A 16,107-nucleotide genomic window follows, 5' to 3' on the forward strand; every position below is an offset into this window, starting at 1 on the left:
AGGATCATCATCACGTCATGCTGGAACGCGCCGGGGCTGAACCATAAGCCCCCTGCCACCTCCAATCTCTTGGAGACGGCTGTCTGCAGCAGGTTGATGCTGGCGTTGATGTGCCTATCAAGGCGCCATCCGCACTGGCATACGAACACCGCGCCCATTCGGGAATCTTGTATCCTCCCACATGTCGAGCCCGTTCTGCTGCTATGCCTGGGATAGTATTGGTCGACTCGAAGGTACGACTCCAGGCTTGACTCGACACCAATGACTGGCATCGCATCATTCACAGCGTTTCCTTTATCAAGACTCCGCCATCGCATGTAGTGCTGGGAGGTCAGGGCGTAACCGCCTGGATCTCCTCATCACCCGACTTGTTACAGAACAACTGGCTCGAAAGGATTAATACGTGACAGACGCTTGAGGACTGCCGGTGATGCGTTGAAGCGTGACATCATCTCAGTTCTGGACATGAAAGACGATTTCGAGGACATCCTAGCCAATGCTCTGAAGATGAAAAAGGATCCCGCCAAGAAGGGACAGAATCAGGATGTTCTCAAAGGCAAGGTGCTCGGGATGGTTTTCGAGAAGCCGAGCCTTAGGACAAGGGTCTCATTCGAAGTCGGCATGATGCAGCTCGGAGGTAAGGCACTGTACATCTCCCCGACCGAGATCAGCATCGGGAAGCGGGAGACGGTCTCAGACGTAGCCAAGATCCTTAGCAGGTACGTCAACGCCATTATGTACAGAGCTTTCAGCAACGAGATCATGAAGGAGCTGGCCAAGCATGCGTCAGTGCCCGTGATCAACGGTCTCGACGACATTGAACATCCATGTCAGTGCGCCGCTGACCTGCTCACGGTCCTCGAGAAGAAGAAGAAGCTTGCAGGGCTACAGCTGGTTTACGTTGGTGATGGGAATAATGTGTGCAACTCGCTCATGCTCGGGTGCGCGCTCACGGGGATGAACATGCGCGCGGCCACGCCGAAGGATTACAGGCCGAACGCGGACATACTCGCAAAGGCACAGGAGATCGCCAAGGGCAAGGGCGGCAAGATCGATGTTATGTCCAACCCGTTCCAGGCTGCCGAGGGTGCTGACGTGATCTACACAGACACGTGGGTCTCGATGGGTCAGGAAGAAGAGAAGGAACAGAGAGAGAAGATATTCCTGCCCTATCAGGTCAACGACAAGCTCGCTGAGAAGGCGAACAAGGGCTGGCTGTTCCTGCACTGCCTGCCAGCGCATAGGGGTTTCGAGGTCTCCGCGGAGGTAATCGACGGCCCGCACAGCGTCGTGTTCGACGAGGCGGAGAACCGCATGCACGCACAGAAGGCTATACTCGTCGCGGTCCTCGGGAAGTGAGCTGGGAACCGACGATCCCGTCCAGGATGGTCAGGAACTCGTCCCTCGTGTCTGAAGGGATCGTGGCGCCGGCCGCTATGTTGTGCCCGCCCCCGATTCCTCCGACTTTCTCGGCTGCGGCCCTTATTGCCACGGACAGGTCGAGCCCTTTCGATATCAGGTCCTGGGTCCCTCTACCGGATGCCTTGATCTTGGGGGATTCGGAGTACTCTGTCGATTCTGCGAACGCAACCATCGGAACGGTCCTATCCGCTCCCTCACTGCCCAGGAGCATCCCGGCGACAGTGCCTACGATAGTCTCCTCGATCTCATCTCCGGCATCGAAGAATTGGATGTTCTTCAGTCTGATCACGCCGCTTCCCTTGGCCCAGGTCAACGCCTTGCTAAGCGCTGAACGGTGGTCTCTAAGCAGAACCATGCCCTCTGACAGCGAGTCCCCGCGATTCCCAGCGCAGATGCGCAGGCCCACATCGGCCTTACCGTGTCTCCCGCAGGCGTTCAGGAGAGTGGCGAATTCCTTCGCGTCCCTGACCGGTGTGCCTCGTGCTTCTTTCGGAAGAACGTAGACCTCTCCTGTCATTCGATCAATCGTCTCCGGCTTTCTGCGCATGCCCTCGAGGTAGTCTCTCAGCGCAGTGACGATGGTGCTCTTCTCCGCGTCTGCGAGATCGGCCCAGGACCGCCAGGAATCACCCTCCTTGAGCTCTATGCCGAGCTCCAGTAGGAAGCTGAGCGCCCCCTCCTCGTTCCCACTGATCCGAGGAAGGAATGGGTCGCTCGAGAACTCGAGCAGCTTGTGGACTGGCCTTGTCTCCCTCCCGAAGTAACGGATGTCCTCGATGGCCTGGATGCTGCCGATCTCCTCAGCTTCGGCCAGAATCAACCTGTTGATCCCCTCTAGCCGTCGGGTCTTCTGATCCTGCAGGTCCCCGACCGCTCCTAGTATGGCCAGGTGGGCGAGGTCCATGTTCTTCTCATCCATGGCCAGCGCCGCGAGGAATGTGCTCCCAGCGCCGCTTAGGTCAGACGCTCCTGAGATACCGTGAAGCTGAGGATTAACGTGCAGCACGGTGCTGAAATCCGTCAGGAGCGCCTGCCCCTTCCTGGAACCAGGGGCGTATCCTGTCTCTGGCATGTGATGGTCCGTGACGACAGCTCTCATCCCCTCGAGCTTCGTGATCGAGCCGCTCCCGAGGTCAGTGAACCAGATCAGGTCGGCATGATCGCCTGCAAGAATCCCGATTGCGGCCTCATCGAGTTTCTTGAAGAATCGTGTCTTTGCATCCACGTTCGCGCGCCCGAGAGCTGCAGTTGCGATTGCGGCGGCGGATATTCCATCTGCATCGATGTGTGTGGCGACGACGGCCGATGAAGCATTTCCGAGTGCATCCGCTGCAATCTCGGCCGATGCCCAGAGTCCGGCCGGGATTGCGGATGATAGGTCCTTCTTTCCCATGCGATCACCCCAGGACTCCGAACGTTCTCAATGCAATGATGGTCAAGAGGACAAGGCCGATCAGAACGAAGCCTTTGACGGTCCTCTGTATGATGAATATGAAAAGCGCGAACACGACCAATGCGACAATCAGCGCAAGAAACCCGTCCATCCCGAACCCCTAAGCACTGATTGATTATTCAACCTTTCCAGCGACCCATGACCGCATCGAAGGTCTGTCTCTTAAGAGACATGTACACGTGCTCCGCGAGCGTCTTGAGGTTCCTGCAATCCTCAGTATTGTACTCGACGAGCAGGTCCAGAGCGTTCCGCTTGCCGTGCTTCTCCCAGAGCTTCCATAGATAAACCGCATTCTCGCCCGTCATGTACGCAACCCTCTTGTCTCTCTCGATACCCAGGTCGGCCTCTATCCGTTTGAGCCCACCAGCATAGCCAAGGCGCCTGAGCGGGTATCTGAGGTCAACATGTGGTATCTCTGGGATGACCCCTGGGAACTGGGATTCTATGACCGGCAGGTCGAAGGACGCGCCGTTGTAAGTGACAATCATCCCTGCTTTGCCTAGGATCGCTTCCAGGTTGTCGCGTGTGAGGCCCATTCCCCTGATAAGGGAGTGAACTCGTGCTCCGTCGTATATCCCGACCATGGTGATGGGCGATCTCAACGACAGTCCCGTCGTCTCGATGTCCAGAAAGACCACTTGGCTGGAGAAATCGTTCAGGCACCTCCACTGATCCCTGTTCCTAAGATGGGTGGCGAAATAGCCGGTCTCGAACCTATTGAGCATTCTCTCAGCGGTCCTGAGCTCGTCATCCATGATGTGCTTCATCCCGTCAGATATGCCTCGAACAGTGGCTTCGCCCATGAACTCCTTCCAATCGGTGATCCCACGCGTCCACAGCGTGCGTTCACGCTGCGGTCCAATGCCTCTCAGTAGGAGGAAGGAGTTGCGGAGCATCCACCAACAGACGCCGCTCAATGCTATTTAAGCAATCATCGACTCGGGCAAAAGTAGTCAGAAGGTTGTTAAGCGATGCTAGCCTACTCAAGGTCGTGAATCGGAAGGGATACCGGGTGTGCGACGGCGTCGAAATATTCGCAGGCGGAGCGGCGCTGATCAAAGACGACAACACGCTCGTCGTCGCCGACATGCATCTTGGCAACGAGGCCTCGCTAGAACACGAAGGCCTGAGCATACCTCGCGTCCAGACTCGAAAGATCGAGCAATACATGAAGATCATGGTTGCCGCACTTGAACCTTCCAGGGTGATCGTTGCGGGCGACCTCAAACACAACTTCTCGAGCAATCTGACCCAGGAGTGGCAGGACGTTCATGCATTCGTCAAGATGCTTGGCGGGAGCGTCCCGCTCGAGGTGATCAAGGGCAATCATGACAATTTCCTGGGCTTGATCCTGCGGGAATATGATGTCCCGCTACGCCGTGAAACGGTCTGCGGGGACATCAGGGTAGTTCACGGTCATGTTGGCTCGTTGACAGGCAAGATGACCATAATGGGACACATCCATCCGTCAATCAGGCTGAGGGATGGCGTGGGAGCATCGCTGAAGGACCAATGCTTTCTCTTCGACGATAGCAGGGGCGTGTTGATACTCCCAGCATTGAGCCTCATCTCTCCAGGTACTGATGTCATCAGCCAGGAATCATCTGACAGCATTTCTCCCCTCCTGTCTGATGACGGCTTGTCCAGCTTCACGCCCATCTTGTTCTCGGGCGAGAAGGTCTTGGAGTTCCCAACGGTGGGGGAGTTGAGGAGACTCCGACGGTTCCAATGATCACAGTGTCCTCCGACTTAGAGTCAGTCGGTAGTTTTCGAAATGTATTTCTACAGAGAACGTTCTCCGATTCTCGGGGGTATTCAAGTTGGTTGAGGAGAAGAAGTTATCGAAAGCCGAAGTGAAGAGGACCATCGCCACGTCGCTTGCAGCGGCGTTCGGTTTTGTCATTGCGTTGTTGTGGAACAGTGTCGTGCAGGGCGGACTCAAGGTTGGTGGAATAGACACAACCTTCGTGGATATTGATCTTGTAGGATGGCTCATCTATGTCGTCACAGCAGTTGCACTGACGATATTCATGGTAATCCTGATCATAGTGGTCGGTCGTTGGAGCAGCAAGTAGTCGGATTTGCCGCACCTGCGCAGTGACTCGTTGAATCCTCTATCAGCGTCAGCGTTGAACTGTGCGATGCGTCAGGGGCGGCTGCGGATAAGCAGCCAACAGAGGATATGGCATCGTCTGCACCGTCAGGTTCTCTGCCCCTTGTTGCCTTCCGAAAAGACTTATGTATCCGCATCCTCATCCGCACATGGCCAGGTGTGATTGGTGCCAAAAGGTATCTACGTCAGCGATGCGGACGTCGAGATGTCCAAAGACATCGAGAGCCTCAGGATCGACAGGCACCTCACTTCCGACTTGTCCTCTCGGCTTCCGGGCCGGAGGCGAAAGATGATCGACAGGATAGAGGAGTATGGAGGCAAGAATCCTCTCGCGGTCGTGCCCTTGCTCGTTAAGCACTACGATGATGACGATCCCAAGGTCAGGAAGCAGATAAGGGCAAGCCTCGCAAGACTCACACAATCTGAGCTGGGCGAGCTGGCGTTGGTTGAGTGCATGTTCAGTCGACACCCGTTCATAGCCTCCACTGCCGCTGCGATCCTTGAGGAGAGGAACTTCAACAGCGTCAACTTGTTGTCGTACTACAGACAAACCGAGAACCTCATCATGCAGGCACGCAAGACTGATGTGTTCTGCCAGGATGTGGAGGAGCTCGTTACCGATTCGATTGACACTTATAAGGAGGGCAGGTTCGACCAGGCCATGACCAACATGATGATGGCCAAGGACCTGCTCGAGGACAGGCTCGAGTGGCATGGGCATCTCACTGGATACATCAGGGACGTTCTCAGGCTCACGCCCGTGTTGGGCAGGAGCGGCGTTCAGATAGACGCGATCCAGGACTCGATCAGGAACGTCTCCTCCGCGATGCAGACACGCGAGTACAACGACGCGAGATCTCTCCTCGACCTAAGGCGACATGAGACGAGACTCTGGAAGCAGCTCTGGAGCCTCGAGGAGTATGTGACCAAGCGGATCAAGGTGAAGCCACTGACTGAGCTTATGGTCCTGCGCGAAACTGACAAGCATCTTCTAGATTCGTTCATCAGACTGCACTTGTCTGTCGAAGGGCTGATCCAGGGGGGCAAGGCGGTCGACGCCCTGAAGATTGTGGAGGAGTTCATCAGGGACGAAGTGTCCGCGGAGTACTTGGCCAAGGAGGGCAAGAGGTTGGACTCCAAAGACGAGGCCGCTTGGTACACCATGTGGTCGGTCGGCCTCGGTCTCCTGAAACTGGTCTCGCCCGTCGTCCCCAATCTGGCTGAGGAGTTCTACCAGCAGTACTTCCGTGACCGCGAAGGTTCTCCTAGCATACACACCGTCCCGTGGCCTGAGCCTTTCGCTCAGGCCGAAGCCCCATCTGGGCCTCCAGCCAAGCCTAAGAAGGGCAAACCCGCTCAGAAGTAGGCTCTCAGAGAGATGGGGACCAGAACTTCGAGTCTTTCTTCTTCTTGTCCCACGAGATGACTGTCCTCATGCCATCGACCCCAACTTTGATGCAATCAGCCATGTTCTGCTCGAAGTCAATCACCTTCTCGGTGGGGTGCCAGGGCACGACATCCGAGACAGTGCATATCGCGCCCGCCCTGAGCCCGAACAAGGAGCACAGGGTGAAGATGGTGGCGTTCTCCATCTCGATATTCTTCACTTTCATCTTCTTCGCGTCCGCAAGCCTGTCGACCATGAACGAGGGCATGTAACCTGACTGTGACATGGGCACTATCTTCCCGTCCTTCAAAACCTTGTTTTCGCTGTAGAATCCGTCCACGGAGAGGCATATGCCGACATCGAACCTGGATTTGGATCTCCTGGCGCTGTCGATTAGGGCGAGCACGATCTCGTGGTCCGCGACAGCTGGATACTCGGGCCATGCATAGCTCTTGCTCGTCCCGTCCGCGCGTACTGCCCCAGTCGCAACAACGAAATCCCCCTTCTCGAGCCCGTCTGCAATGCCTCCGCTCGTGCCCATCCTTATGAATGTTTCCGCGCCGAGGTTCGCCATCTCCTCGATGAGGATCGCTGTCGACGGACCGCCTATGCCAGTGGAGGCAGCGGTGACTGGCGTGCCATCGAGCTTTCCGCTGAACACCGTGTATTCCCTGTACTGCCTGACCTTCTTGGAACCGGAGAGCATCGATGCGATCTTTGGAACCCTCTCGGGCTCTCCGCTCAGAAACACGTACTTCTCTACCTCACCAGGTTCAAGGCCTGTGATGAGCTGCTTGTTCAATTGCACCAGCCTCCGAATGACGGAATACGAATGCCAATAACCCTAGATAAGGTCGTTGGAGGGCTCCTGTCAGAGGACGACGAGAAGCACGACAGACAGCACCATCCCGAAGTACGTGCTCATCAGAACGACTCCTCCCAGCCGTGTAATCCCCATGCCCCTGATCATGAACAGCAACAGTATGAAAGTCGAAAGGTTCAGAACCAAGATCATCGGGAGTATCTCCGTGCGGCCAAACTCGAAGGGTTTGATTATTCCCATGAGCCCGAGCGTCAGGAGCATTGTGACAATGCTAGCTCCGATTCCTTCTCCCAGTGCCAGGTCGCCGAACCCTCTCCTGGCGGCGTGATACGATGCGGCTATGTCCGGCAGCGTGGTACCGAGCGCGACGAGCGTAATGCCGACGAGCCAAGGGTCCAGGCTGAAATCGCTGGTCATCCTGAGGATGCCCCTAACGACCAGTTCCGCTCCCATGACTGTCCACAGGATGCCGAGCACGAGCCATTGGAACCCTGCCCTGATCTCGACCTTCTTCCCGAAAAGCTGCCCCATTAGCTCCAGCTGAATCGTGGCATCTTTCAGGCTCTCCTCCAGTTCCTTGGGGTCTGACACCCGCTCTGCCAGAAGCAGGTTCATCGTGTATGGTACGAAGAGTATCATGAGCACCACTCCCTCGAAGAACGTGAGAGATCCATCCATCAGCAGCACGGACGCGACGATCGTGACCGTCATGAGAAAGACCGCGTCCCGCATGATAATCTCCCTAGTGATCTTCAGAGGGACTATGATGGCCGTCAGTCCGATGACGAATGCTATGGTGACGACGTTGGATGAGAGAGCGTTCCCGAGCGCTATGTACTTGCCTCCCGCCTCGAGAGCTAGTATCGACACGATCACTTCAGGCATGGCGGCAAGGGTCGAGACCACAAGCATGCCAATAACAAACCTGCTGATGCCGAAGTTCTTGGACACGGCCACTGCGTTGTCAGTGATGAACTTGGCGCCCTGGTTAAGAACGATGAAACCTACTGCGACTATGGGTATGAACGCCAGTGAAGCAGCATCTACCATGTCCCATCCCGAGCGATATCCTAGGTTTCGACATGGCATCCAACGATATATGGGTTTTCGAGAGAGTTCGTGGTTTTTTGTCCCTGTAAGAGGATGTAAATTGCTCAGACGCATTCCCTGGTCGCATGAAGGGAACGTACTGCCTGATCACCCTCCTTCCGACAAAGACGAGGATTCATGTAGGAGCCCTAGGGGTGCATGTCTTCCCGGGAGGCGTATACGTCTATGTCGGTTCAGCATTGAAAGGCATAGAAAACAGGGTCCGGAGGCACAAATCCTCGGCGAAGAGGATGAAGTGGCACATCGACTACTTCCTCGAGAAGGCAAACATACTGTCCACTGTGGCCATTCCCTGTGAAACTAAACAGATCGAGTGCGAGGTCGTTCGCACGCTTCTGCAGTGCGAAGGTGCGAGAGCGCTGCTAAGGGGTTTCGGTTCCTCTGACTGCACGTGCGAGTCGCATCTCCTATACTTCGGAGACCAAGACGCCGAATGGGCCTTCGAGACGATCTCCATGCGTCTGTCCATGTTGGACTGCATGTACCCGAGATCCGTCCCAAGAGCTGCCAAAACCGATTGACAGGGACAAGGGTTTTATCGGTTCTCTACGGTTACCGTCATGAAATGGCGCAAGAACTGAGTTCGGCGTTCCTTGCTTTCCTCGTGATAGGGCTAGTCCTGTTGCTGTTCTACCTGTACATCACATCCATTGAGAAGGTCCTCGAGCGGATAGGTTTCACGAAGGGAGAAGCCAGCACTGTCCTTACCCTGACGCTGTTCATGGGATGGCTGACGATTCCGCTCTTCCCCTACGCCGACTGGTGGATAGGGATCAGCGTGGGCGGAGGCATCATCCCGCTGATCGTCTGCTACATCCTCTTGAGATCGAAGAGGGTTGGCGTTGCCGAGGGAGCCATAGGCGTCATAATCGTAGCGTATGTCACATACTTCATCACGAGGGCGGAGGCGGGCGTAGGTATAGTGGCCGATCTTGAGTTCGCATTCGCTCCAGCGTTGGCGGCCGGCCTGTATTCCTTGTCCGCCTTCTGGATCGACATTAGGAAGGCAGCATCCCTGGCGTACTTCTGTGGCGTCGTCGGGACACTCGTCGGAGCCGACGTGTTCCACCTCGGCGAGATCCTGGCCAGCTCCCCGCCTGCAGGTGAGTTCGCCGTACTCAGCATTGGCGGGGCTAACATATTCGACATGGTCTACATGACCGGCATTGCAGCGGTCCTCGTGGACATCTTCGTCCTAAGGGTCATGAGGCAGGAGAAGAAGCACGGATTTGAGAGGGTTGTATCGGATTGGGAGAAAGGTGCTGAAGGCCTCCCGTACGCACGCGACATGACGCCTGCGCCCAAGTTGGAACCTGGAAAGAAAGGGCGCATCCAGTAGTCACACGCTACTCGTGCCTGCTTTTGAGCGCCTTTCCAACAGCATCACCGTCGCAAGAGATGCCAGGGCTAGGGCAGCCACTATCACGAACGCGTAGTCTGGATTGTTCAGCTCGTCAGCAACTATCCCGCAGATGAATACCAAAATGGCTCCACCCCCGAGCTGGAACCCGAACAATATGCCGAAAGCAGTCCCTCTCTCGCTAACGTCTGTGATATCGGTCGTGATCGCGAACAGAGCAGGATAGGTGGTGAACAGGAACGCCCCGTAGACCGCGAGCACTGGCGCGACGACATACCATTCAGTCGTGAACGCCAGGAATAGCATGGCGATTGCCGAGATGAGGTACCCTGAACTCATTAGAGCGTATTTCCCGAACCGTGCGCTCATCATGCCGAAGTAGTATGAGGTGACCGTGCCTACCCCGATCCATACGGCGAAAATGAGGTCCGCGTTTCCTGCGGACCAGTCGTGCACCTTTGTCAGGTTCACAGGCCCGAAGTAACTGGTGACCTGGTACAGAGCGCCTCCAGCCACAATCGGAATCGTGAGAAGCCACATTTTTGACAGCGTATGCTTCGAGCGGATCCTGGGCGTAGACTTCTCGATTTTGGTCTTGATATGCTTGTCCTTGATCGTTGCGAGGCCAAGGATCACGGCGGTGAAGTTGAGCCCTGCCCAGAGGAGACATGGAGCTTTCCAGGTGAAGAGCTCGCCGAGGAATCCGGAGGTTCCTAGGGCCATGATCACTCCGAAGTTGCCGACCCCGCTCTGCACTCCAAGGGCGGTTTCGAGATATGGGCCAGAGAATTCCCTGGTAATCCAGCTTGTCCCGACAGGATGGTAGAATGCCCCACCGATCCTCATCGCTATGACTGCCAGAAGCACGCCCATGAAGTCGTTTACGAACAGCAGCAAGAGGAATGACACTCCCATCAATGACGCTCCGATCTCAAGCAGGAACCTCGAGAATACACGATCCGCGTACATCCCGACTACAAACTGGATGACGACTGTGATGAGTATTCCGAACCCGAGGAACCCGACATCGTAATATGAGAGGTCCATCTCGCGGACGAGTATCGGAATCAATGCGACCAGCGCCATCAGAGTGCCATCATTGCATGCGTGATGGAAGCTGATGAGCCAAAGCAGTCTAGGCGTTCTTCCCATATGCCGGTCAAGCGCCCTCAATGTGTAGCACAGATAAGTTGCTTTGCAGAGTCTTTTTACCGTATCAGGAGGTTTAGCCATCATGCTGGGATTCCCGCACGGGATGAGGCCTTCCACTCTCGACGAGAGGAAGGAGTTCTACACGCACGAGTTCGATGTTCGCGCTGTCTCGCGATGGATCGGAGGCCGGAGAGGGGCTTTGAAGTTCGCGATGATACCTGGCCGCCGTTCCGGGATAGTAGCCCCACGCCACGCGAAGGACATGGACAATGTCGTCATCATCGATGATTGGCATCGCGCAGGCGATGTCCGGTCGTACGCTCTTGACTACCTTCCAGAGGGTTTGTACTACGACAGGAACCGATACGTAGATGTCTCCAAGTGCGCCCGATGTCTTAGGAGACGGGGAGCCTGCTTCGAATGCGACAACTACGGCGGCCAGCAGCTTGCATTCGACCTTGATCCTGAGAATGTCGACTGCCCATATCACGGACACATTGGGGAGAAGATGCAGAGGGACAGGGGCATGTCCTTCTGTATGATCGAGTTCAAGTCGGTGAGGCGTCAGGCGGTCGAATTGGCCGCCGAGCTCAGGGAAGACTACGAGGATGTGAGCACCGTATTCTCCGGACGTGGTTTCCATGTCGTAGTGGATGACGAGAGCGCGTATGCCCTCTCGAAGAAGCGGCGGACAGACCTTGCGAGCCGTATCGGCAAGCGGTACGACATAGATGAATGGGTCACCGCAGGAGGATCTCGTCTGATGCGCCTGCCATTCTCGCTAAACGCGTTAGTCTCCAGAAAATGCATGATAATTAAAGAGGAAAGAGATTTGGTGGGGTTTGATCCTAGGACCTCGAAGTTGGTTTTGCCAGAGTTCGTGCGTCAGCGTTCCTTGCATGCACGGACTTCTTTTCCTCGGTTGTAACTCTTCTTCTTGGAAGATTTCCCGGCCTTCTTGGTTGCTTTCTTTCTTGGAGCCATTCTTCGTCCCTCCCAGAACAGAGGAGTTTAGTCTCCCGAGTTACCTCTTCTTCTTGGCCTTCTTCTTTGCCTTCGTCTTCTTTGCTGCTCCACACTTGCCACAAGACATGTTGGTTTCCTCCTTTTTGGTCTACTCAGGGATCAGTCCCTGCTATTCGATGCGTCTGTCTCCATCCAAGAGCCGTCTTTCGCGAGCGTTCTGCTCTTATCGCGCCGCATCCTTGTGTCCATATAGGCATTCATGACATATAAGTGTCTTTTCATTTGCGTGCATTTCTCCGCGCGAATGAGCACAATAGCAGACGAAGACCATTCAATTGTCATTGCTTTCTCGGTGGGATGAGATTATCGTGCAAAGATTTTATAGACCAGCTATCTATATGTCGTCGGCACAAGGAGAGTTCGAACCATTGCCCCAGAGCGATGAGACAAGGAAACTGAAGATCTGTCTGATCGGCGACGTTGGAGTCGGCAAGACGAGTCTCATACGACGCTTCGTTCTCGATGCCTTCGATGACAAGTACATTGCGACGATTGGAACGAAGGTGACGAAGAAGGAGATCGAGGTCAAGGACCCAAAGACCGGCGCCCCTCAGCGAGTGATTCTGCTCGCCTGGGACATCATGGGCCAGCCGAGTTTCAGAGAGGTCCTGCGAGAGGCGTATTTCTACGGGGTCGAGGGTTCGCTTGCAGTATGTGATGTCACCAGCAAGGAGAGCTTGGGCGAGCTCAGGTACTGGATCAAGGCGATGACATCGACTACCGGGAAGGTGCCAATTGTTTTCCTGGGGAACAAGTGCGACCTTCGGGAGGAGACGCGCGTGCCGTTCCAGGACCTTGAGGTATTTGCGAAGAAGCACGATTCTCCGGCAATGCTCACATCCGCGAAGACTGGTTACAATGTGGAGCAGGCCTTCTCAACGCTTGTCGAGATGATGTTGTACCCGAAATGATTTTCCCTGTCGGTCATCGGTCATCTGTGAAGGATAATATCTGTGCTACTCGTTCACGTGTCGTCGGGTATAGCATGAACTTGAGACACGCTAGCGCAGTGTACTACAACTGCAAGGCTTACACATTCGATCGTTTCAAGAAGTCCGCTCGTGCGATCGCTGTCGATGACGGCAGGATCGTCGGCGTTGGCGGAGATTACGAGATCAAGAGGAATGCCCCAAGGGGCAGCGACAAGTACGATCTCCGAGGCAAGATTGTAGTCCCAGGTTTCATAGACTGTCACACGCACTTCATCCAGATGGGTGTCGACTCGAGGAACGTCGATCTCTCAAAGACAAAGTCGTTTGGAGAGGCCCTGGCCCTTATTCGAGAAGCGGCTAGGCGCATCCCAGATGACGAGTGGGTTATTGCGACGAACTGGAAGGAGAGCGGGTGGGTCGATGGCAGGTTCATCACTAGAAAAGACCTGGACGATTGTTGTCCTGGACATCCCTGTGTCGCGCATCGTGTTTGCGGCCACATGTCCACAATCAACTCCAAGGCAATCTCTGAACTATGCATCGATGCCAAGACGCATGATGCGTGTGTCGACTCTTCTGGAAGGCTCACGGGTGTCCTCAAGGAAAGCGCCGTGGCCATTACTCGTGCAGCGACCGCCCCCGACATCGCAAAGAAGACCAAGGGGTTGGCTGCGGCCACCAGGATGGCGCACTCTCTCGGGGTCACTTCGATCAACGACAACGGGGAGTCCGAAGATTTCGAGGTCTACAGAGTTGCGGAGAGGAACGGTAAGCTAAGAGTCCGCGTGTGGTTCAATACTCCCTCAGGCAACTTGGATTCGATGCTTAAGATGGGCCTGTCTACCGGCATCGGCTCTGATTTCCTCATGCTGGGCGGCCTGAAGATCTTTTGCGACGGCGCACTCGGAGCAAGGACGGCCGCTCTATCAGAGGAATACAGCGATGACAGGGGGAACAAAGGGATGCTCGTTCAGCCGATGTCCGATCTAGATGACCTCGTTAGAAGGGCAAACGAGGCCGACATACAACTCGCGATCCACGCCATAGGCGATGTGGGAATCGACGTGACGATCCAGTCCCTTGCGTCAGCACTCGCGAAATCCCCCAAGAAAGATCACAGGCACAGGATCGAGCATCTGGAGTTGCCGACCGCGGAGCATTTGAAGGAAATGCGGAAGCTGGGACTGATTGCATCTATGCAGCCGAACTTCATCGGTGAGTGGGGAGGCACCGACGGGACGTACCTCTCGCGGCTTGGTGCGAAGCGCACCGCCAGAAACAACCCGCTCAAAGAAGTCCTAGCGTCGAAGGTTAGGCTGGTCTTCGGCTCGGACTGCATGCCGCTCTCGCCGTTGTACGGCATTCACTCGGCAGTCAATGCACCGCATCCGGCGCAGAAGATATCAGCTCTTGAGGCGTTTGCGGCGTACACGAGGGATGCAGCCTCCGCATCTTTCAGCGAGGGTGCGAAAGGGATGCTCACGCAAGGCAAGCTAGCGGATTTCGTCGTGCTCTCTGACAATCCGTTCGAGAGCCCTTCGAAGATATCCTCAATGCGAGTCTTGAAGACCGTCGTCGGTGGCGATGTGGTCTATGAGAGGCCGCGAGCCAGGAGTCGATGCTGGGATGAATGACAGAATCAAGTCAGTGGTGACTGAGGAGGCGCCCAACCCGATCGGCCCTTACTCTCAGGCCATCGTAGTCGGAGGATTCGTTTTCTGCTCTGGGCAATTGGGTCTGGATCCGAAAGTGGGAGAGCTAGCGGGGACCGACGCTCCAGCCCAGGCGGATAGAGCAATCAAGAACCTGAAGGCGGTCCTCGAGACAGCCGGAAGCAGTCTGGACCTGGTCTTCAAGGTGACTCTGTACCTCAAGGACATGAGGGATTTTCCGGCGGTGAACGAGGTCTATGCAAGGCACTTCGGGAATGCGAAGCCGGCAAGGAGCACGGTCGAGGTGTCCGCACTTCCGAAAGGAGCACTCGTGGAACTAGATGCAGTCGCCTTGGTTCGTTAGGAAAGCAATTCGGGATTCGTCAGAAAGTACTATACTATGGAGCCCGATTTTGGGATTGGAGCCGGAGACAGATGTTCGAGATTCAGGTGGCCAAGGGAGCGAAACCCAGTGGCGGCACCCTTGTGAGCGCATTTCCTAGCGTCGGAATGGTCGGAAGCATAGCTGGGAGCTTCATCGCAGAGTCCCTCAAGATGGAGCGAATAGCATACGTGCTCTCGGATGATGTTCCGCCCGCAGCGCTCGTTCAGGACGGGATTCCTGGATACCCTCTGAGGATCCTCGGATACAAGAATCTCTCGATCGTGGCCTCAGAGTTCCAGATCCCTCTTTCGGTGTCATCGCAGCTCGCAAAGACTCTTTTGGAATGGTCGGGCTCGAACGGATACGATCTTGTCCTCTGCCTTGAGGGATTGATGTCTGGCCAGGAGGCGGAGCCCACGAAGGAGGTCAGGGTGTTCGGGGTAGGGTCGACACAGCATGCGCGCGATCTCGTCTCAGCTGCCGGAATAGAGCAGTTCAAGATCGGCATGATCACGGGGGTCTCTGGTGCCTTGCTCAGCGAGGGCGAAAGGCTCGCGAAGCATGTCATATGTCTGCTCGTCGAAGCGAACGCGATGTACCCGGATGCCAGAGGAGGTGCCAAGCTGGTCGAATCTGTCACGAAATTGCTTCCCAATGTCCAGGTGGACCTGAAAGAGCTCCGCAAAGAGGCGGAGATGATAGAGGAGAACGTAAAGGCCACTGTGGAGAAGACCAAGGAGATGCTCGCAGCAAGACAGAGTCAGGCGGAACGCCTGGGGAAGTCGTACATGTATGGCTGACGCTGTCCGCAGATCTCGGAGGCTGAAGGACCTCGTCGAGGATTCCAGGTGCTGGGCCGCTTCCGACCTTATCCGGAACCTGGACGAAGAGATGGAAAGGGTCGAACAGGGCTTCATCCACATGATATGGGGGATTGATGACAAACCCGTCACGAGGATGCTCAGGCCACTCCCGATCGCGCCGAAGTTCAGAACATCGGAGTCGGAGAAGGAGATATCACTCGAAGTCGAACTTCCCAATGTGCCCGAGGAGAACATGCGGGTCAATGTCGACAGGAACAAAGTCGAAGTGTTCGGATGCACGGATGAGGCCCAATGCAGGCCATACTACCTAGGCGTGGAATCCAGGGAGATCTTGGACCCCGACTCGTTGAAGATGAGGCTCATAGGATACTCTCTCGAGATCAAGGTGCAGAAATCTCAGAAGAAGCGAGTCATGGTGAAGTAGAGCGTCGATTCTGCGTTGATTGAGAATCGTCTCGGTTCATGCAT

Annotated in this window: 19 protein-coding genes; 12 read left to right on the forward strand and 7 right to left on the reverse strand. The window is 55.6% G+C overall.

The window, feature by feature from the left end:
* The coding region (locus KJ653_06640) for a transposase (protein ID MBU0685504.1) at window positions 1–272 on the reverse strand (272 nt) is incomplete at its 3' end.
* A 163-nt stretch (window positions 273–435) separates the two neighbouring features.
* Here KJ653_06640 and argF point away from each other — a divergent pair.
* Entirely contained in the window at window positions 436–1,359 is a 924-nt protein-coding gene (argF, locus tag KJ653_06645; GenBank protein MBU0685505.1) for an ornithine carbamoyltransferase, read from the forward strand.
* Here argF and KJ653_06650 read toward each other — a convergent pair.
* The 3 genes from KJ653_06650 to KJ653_06660 are packed head-to-tail and all read right to left on the reverse strand — an operon-like array spanning window position 1,331 to window position 3,771.
* A complete protein-coding gene (locus tag KJ653_06650; protein ID MBU0685506.1) occupies window positions 1,331–2,815 on the reverse strand; it encodes a DHH family phosphoesterase in 1,485 nt (494 codons plus the stop codon). The genes argF and KJ653_06650 overlap by 29 nt on opposite strands.
* A gap of 4 nt (window positions 2,816–2,819) precedes the next feature.
* Complete coding sequence (locus KJ653_06655) at window positions 2,820–2,966, reverse strand: hypothetical protein (GenBank protein MBU0685507.1); 147 nt, start codon at window positions 2,964–2,966, stop codon at window positions 2,820–2,822.
* Window positions 2,967–2,994: 28 nt separating this feature from the next.
* Complete coding sequence (locus tag KJ653_06660) at window positions 2,995–3,771, reverse strand: ribonuclease H-like domain-containing protein (GenBank protein ID MBU0685508.1); 777 nt, start codon at window positions 3,769–3,771, stop codon at window positions 2,995–2,997.
* Between the two features lie 95 nt (window positions 3,772–3,866).
* On the opposite strand from KJ653_06660, the gene KJ653_06665 reads away from it, so the two are divergent.
* The 3 genes from KJ653_06665 to KJ653_06675 all read left to right on the forward strand — a co-directional run bounded on the left by KJ653_06665 (window position 3,867) and on the right by KJ653_06675 (window position 6,354).
* Entirely contained in the window at window positions 3,867–4,607 is a 741-nt protein-coding gene (locus KJ653_06665; GenBank protein ID MBU0685509.1) for a metallophosphoesterase, read from the forward strand.
* An 88-nt stretch (window positions 4,608–4,695) separates the two neighbouring features.
* Window positions 4,696–4,950, forward strand: coding sequence for a hypothetical protein (locus KJ653_06670; GenBank protein MBU0685510.1), 255 nt, complete (start codon window positions 4,696–4,698; stop codon window positions 4,948–4,950).
* Window positions 4,951–5,154: 204 nt separating this feature from the next.
* Complete coding sequence (locus KJ653_06675; protein MBU0685511.1) at window positions 5,155–6,354, forward strand: class I tRNA ligase family protein; 1,200 nt, start codon at window positions 5,155–5,157, stop codon at window positions 6,352–6,354.
* A gap of 4 nt (window positions 6,355–6,358) precedes the next feature.
* On the opposite strand, the gene KJ653_06680 is transcribed toward KJ653_06675, so the two are convergent.
* Window positions 6,359–7,183: a nucleoside phosphorylase gene (locus KJ653_06680; GenBank protein ID MBU0685512.1), complete on the reverse strand. Its 825-nt coding sequence runs from the start codon at window positions 7,181–7,183 to the stop codon at window positions 6,359–6,361.
* 63 nt (window positions 7,184–7,246) lie between these two features.
* On the reverse strand, window positions 7,247–8,248 hold the full coding sequence (locus tag KJ653_06685) for a sodium:calcium antiporter (GenBank protein MBU0685513.1): 1,002 nt from the start codon (window positions 8,246–8,248) through the stop codon (window positions 7,247–7,249).
* Between the two features lie 125 nt (window positions 8,249–8,373).
* Between KJ653_06685 and KJ653_06690 the strand changes: the two genes are divergently transcribed.
* Window positions 8,374–8,829, forward strand: coding sequence for a GIY-YIG nuclease family protein (locus tag KJ653_06690; GenBank protein MBU0685514.1), 456 nt, complete (start codon window positions 8,374–8,376; stop codon window positions 8,827–8,829).
* 44 nt (window positions 8,830–8,873) lie between these two features.
* Window positions 8,874–9,647, forward strand: a complete 774-nt coding sequence (locus KJ653_06695) for a DUF1614 domain-containing protein (protein MBU0685515.1) — start codon at window positions 8,874–8,876, stop codon at window positions 9,645–9,647.
* Here the strand turns inward: KJ653_06695 and KJ653_06700 are convergent, their stop codons facing one another.
* Window positions 9,648–10,904 (reverse strand): MFS transporter, encoded by a 1,257-nt coding sequence (locus KJ653_06700; GenBank protein MBU0685516.1) that lies wholly within the window; start codon window positions 10,902–10,904, stop codon window positions 9,648–9,650.
* Between KJ653_06700 and KJ653_06705 the strand changes: the two genes are divergently transcribed.
* The 6 genes from KJ653_06705 (at window position 10,903) to KJ653_06730 (ending at window position 16,063) form a co-directional block, all read left to right on the forward strand.
* Window positions 10,903–11,748, forward strand: coding sequence for a DNA primase (locus KJ653_06705; GenBank protein ID MBU0685517.1), 846 nt, complete (start codon window positions 10,903–10,905; stop codon window positions 11,746–11,748). The genes KJ653_06700 and KJ653_06705 overlap by 2 nt on opposite strands.
* Before the next feature lie 436 nt (window positions 11,749–12,184).
* Window positions 12,185–12,757 carry a GTP-binding protein gene (locus KJ653_06710; protein ID MBU0685518.1) on the forward strand — a complete coding sequence of 191 codons (573 nt, stop codon included), beginning with the start codon at window positions 12,185–12,187 and terminating at the stop codon, window positions 12,755–12,757.
* Window positions 12,758–12,831: 74 nt separating this feature from the next.
* Window positions 12,832–14,412, forward strand: a complete 1,581-nt coding sequence (locus KJ653_06715; GenBank protein MBU0685519.1) for an amidohydrolase — start codon at window positions 12,832–12,834, stop codon at window positions 14,410–14,412.
* Window positions 14,413–14,416: 4 nt separating this feature from the next.
* Complete coding sequence (locus tag KJ653_06720; GenBank protein ID MBU0685520.1) at window positions 14,417–14,794, forward strand: RidA family protein; 378 nt, start codon at window positions 14,417–14,419, stop codon at window positions 14,792–14,794.
* A 71-nt stretch (window positions 14,795–14,865) separates the two neighbouring features.
* Complete coding sequence (locus tag KJ653_06725; GenBank protein MBU0685521.1) at window positions 14,866–15,615, forward strand: PAC2 family protein; 750 nt, start codon at window positions 14,866–14,868, stop codon at window positions 15,613–15,615.
* Window positions 15,608–16,063: an Hsp20/alpha crystallin family protein gene (locus tag KJ653_06730; GenBank protein ID MBU0685522.1), complete on the forward strand. Its 456-nt coding sequence runs from the start codon at window positions 15,608–15,610 to the stop codon at window positions 16,061–16,063. Before KJ653_06725 ends, KJ653_06730 begins: the two co-directional genes overlap by 8 nt.
* Window positions 16,064–16,107 lie beyond the last annotated feature (44 nt).

The sequence above is a fragment of the Candidatus Thermoplasmatota archaeon genome (genome assembly GCA_018814355.1).
In the GTDB taxonomy this organism is placed as follows: Archaea; Thermoplasmatota; Thermoplasmata; order UBA10834; family UBA10834; genus COMBO-56-21.

Bases quoted from the DNA above. Each gene is read 5' to 3' on its own strand.
- KJ653_06650 (MBU0685506.1), bottom strand. From the start codon at position 2,815: ATGGGAAAGAAGGACCTATCATCCGCAATCCCGGCCGGACTCTGGGCA.
- KJ653_06655 (MBU0685507.1), bottom strand. From the start codon at position 2,966: ATGGACGGGTTTCTTGCGCTGATTGTCGCATTGGTCGTGTTCGCGCTT.
- KJ653_06660 (MBU0685508.1), bottom strand. From the start codon at position 3,771: ATGCTCCGCAACTCCTTCCTCCTACTGAGAGGCATTGGACCGCAGCGT.
- KJ653_06685 (MBU0685513.1), bottom strand. From the start codon at position 8,248: ATGGTAGATGCTGCTTCACTGGCGTTCATACCCATAGTCGCAGTAGGT.
- KJ653_06690 (MBU0685514.1), top strand. From the start codon at position 8,374: ATGAAGGGAACGTACTGCCTGATCACCCTCCTTCCGACAAAGACGAGG.
- KJ653_06695 (MBU0685515.1), top strand. From the start codon at position 8,874: ATGGCGCAAGAACTGAGTTCGGCGTTCCTTGCTTTCCTCGTGATAGGG.
- KJ653_06705 (MBU0685517.1), top strand. From the start codon at position 10,903: ATGCTGGGATTCCCGCACGGGATGAGGCCTTCCACTCTCGACGAGAGG.
- KJ653_06700 (MBU0685516.1), bottom strand. From the start codon at position 10,904: ATGATGGCTAAACCTCCTGATACGGTAAAAAGACTCTGCAAAGCAACT.
- KJ653_06710 (MBU0685518.1), top strand. From the start codon at position 12,185: ATGTCGTCGGCACAAGGAGAGTTCGAACCATTGCCCCAGAGCGATGAG.
- KJ653_06715 (MBU0685519.1), top strand. From the start codon at position 12,832: ATGAACTTGAGACACGCTAGCGCAGTGTACTACAACTGCAAGGCTTAC.
- KJ653_06725 (MBU0685521.1), top strand. From the start codon at position 14,866: ATGTTCGAGATTCAGGTGGCCAAGGGAGCGAAACCCAGTGGCGGCACC.
- KJ653_06730 (MBU0685522.1), top strand. From the start codon at position 15,608: ATGGCTGACGCTGTCCGCAGATCTCGGAGGCTGAAGGACCTCGTCGAG.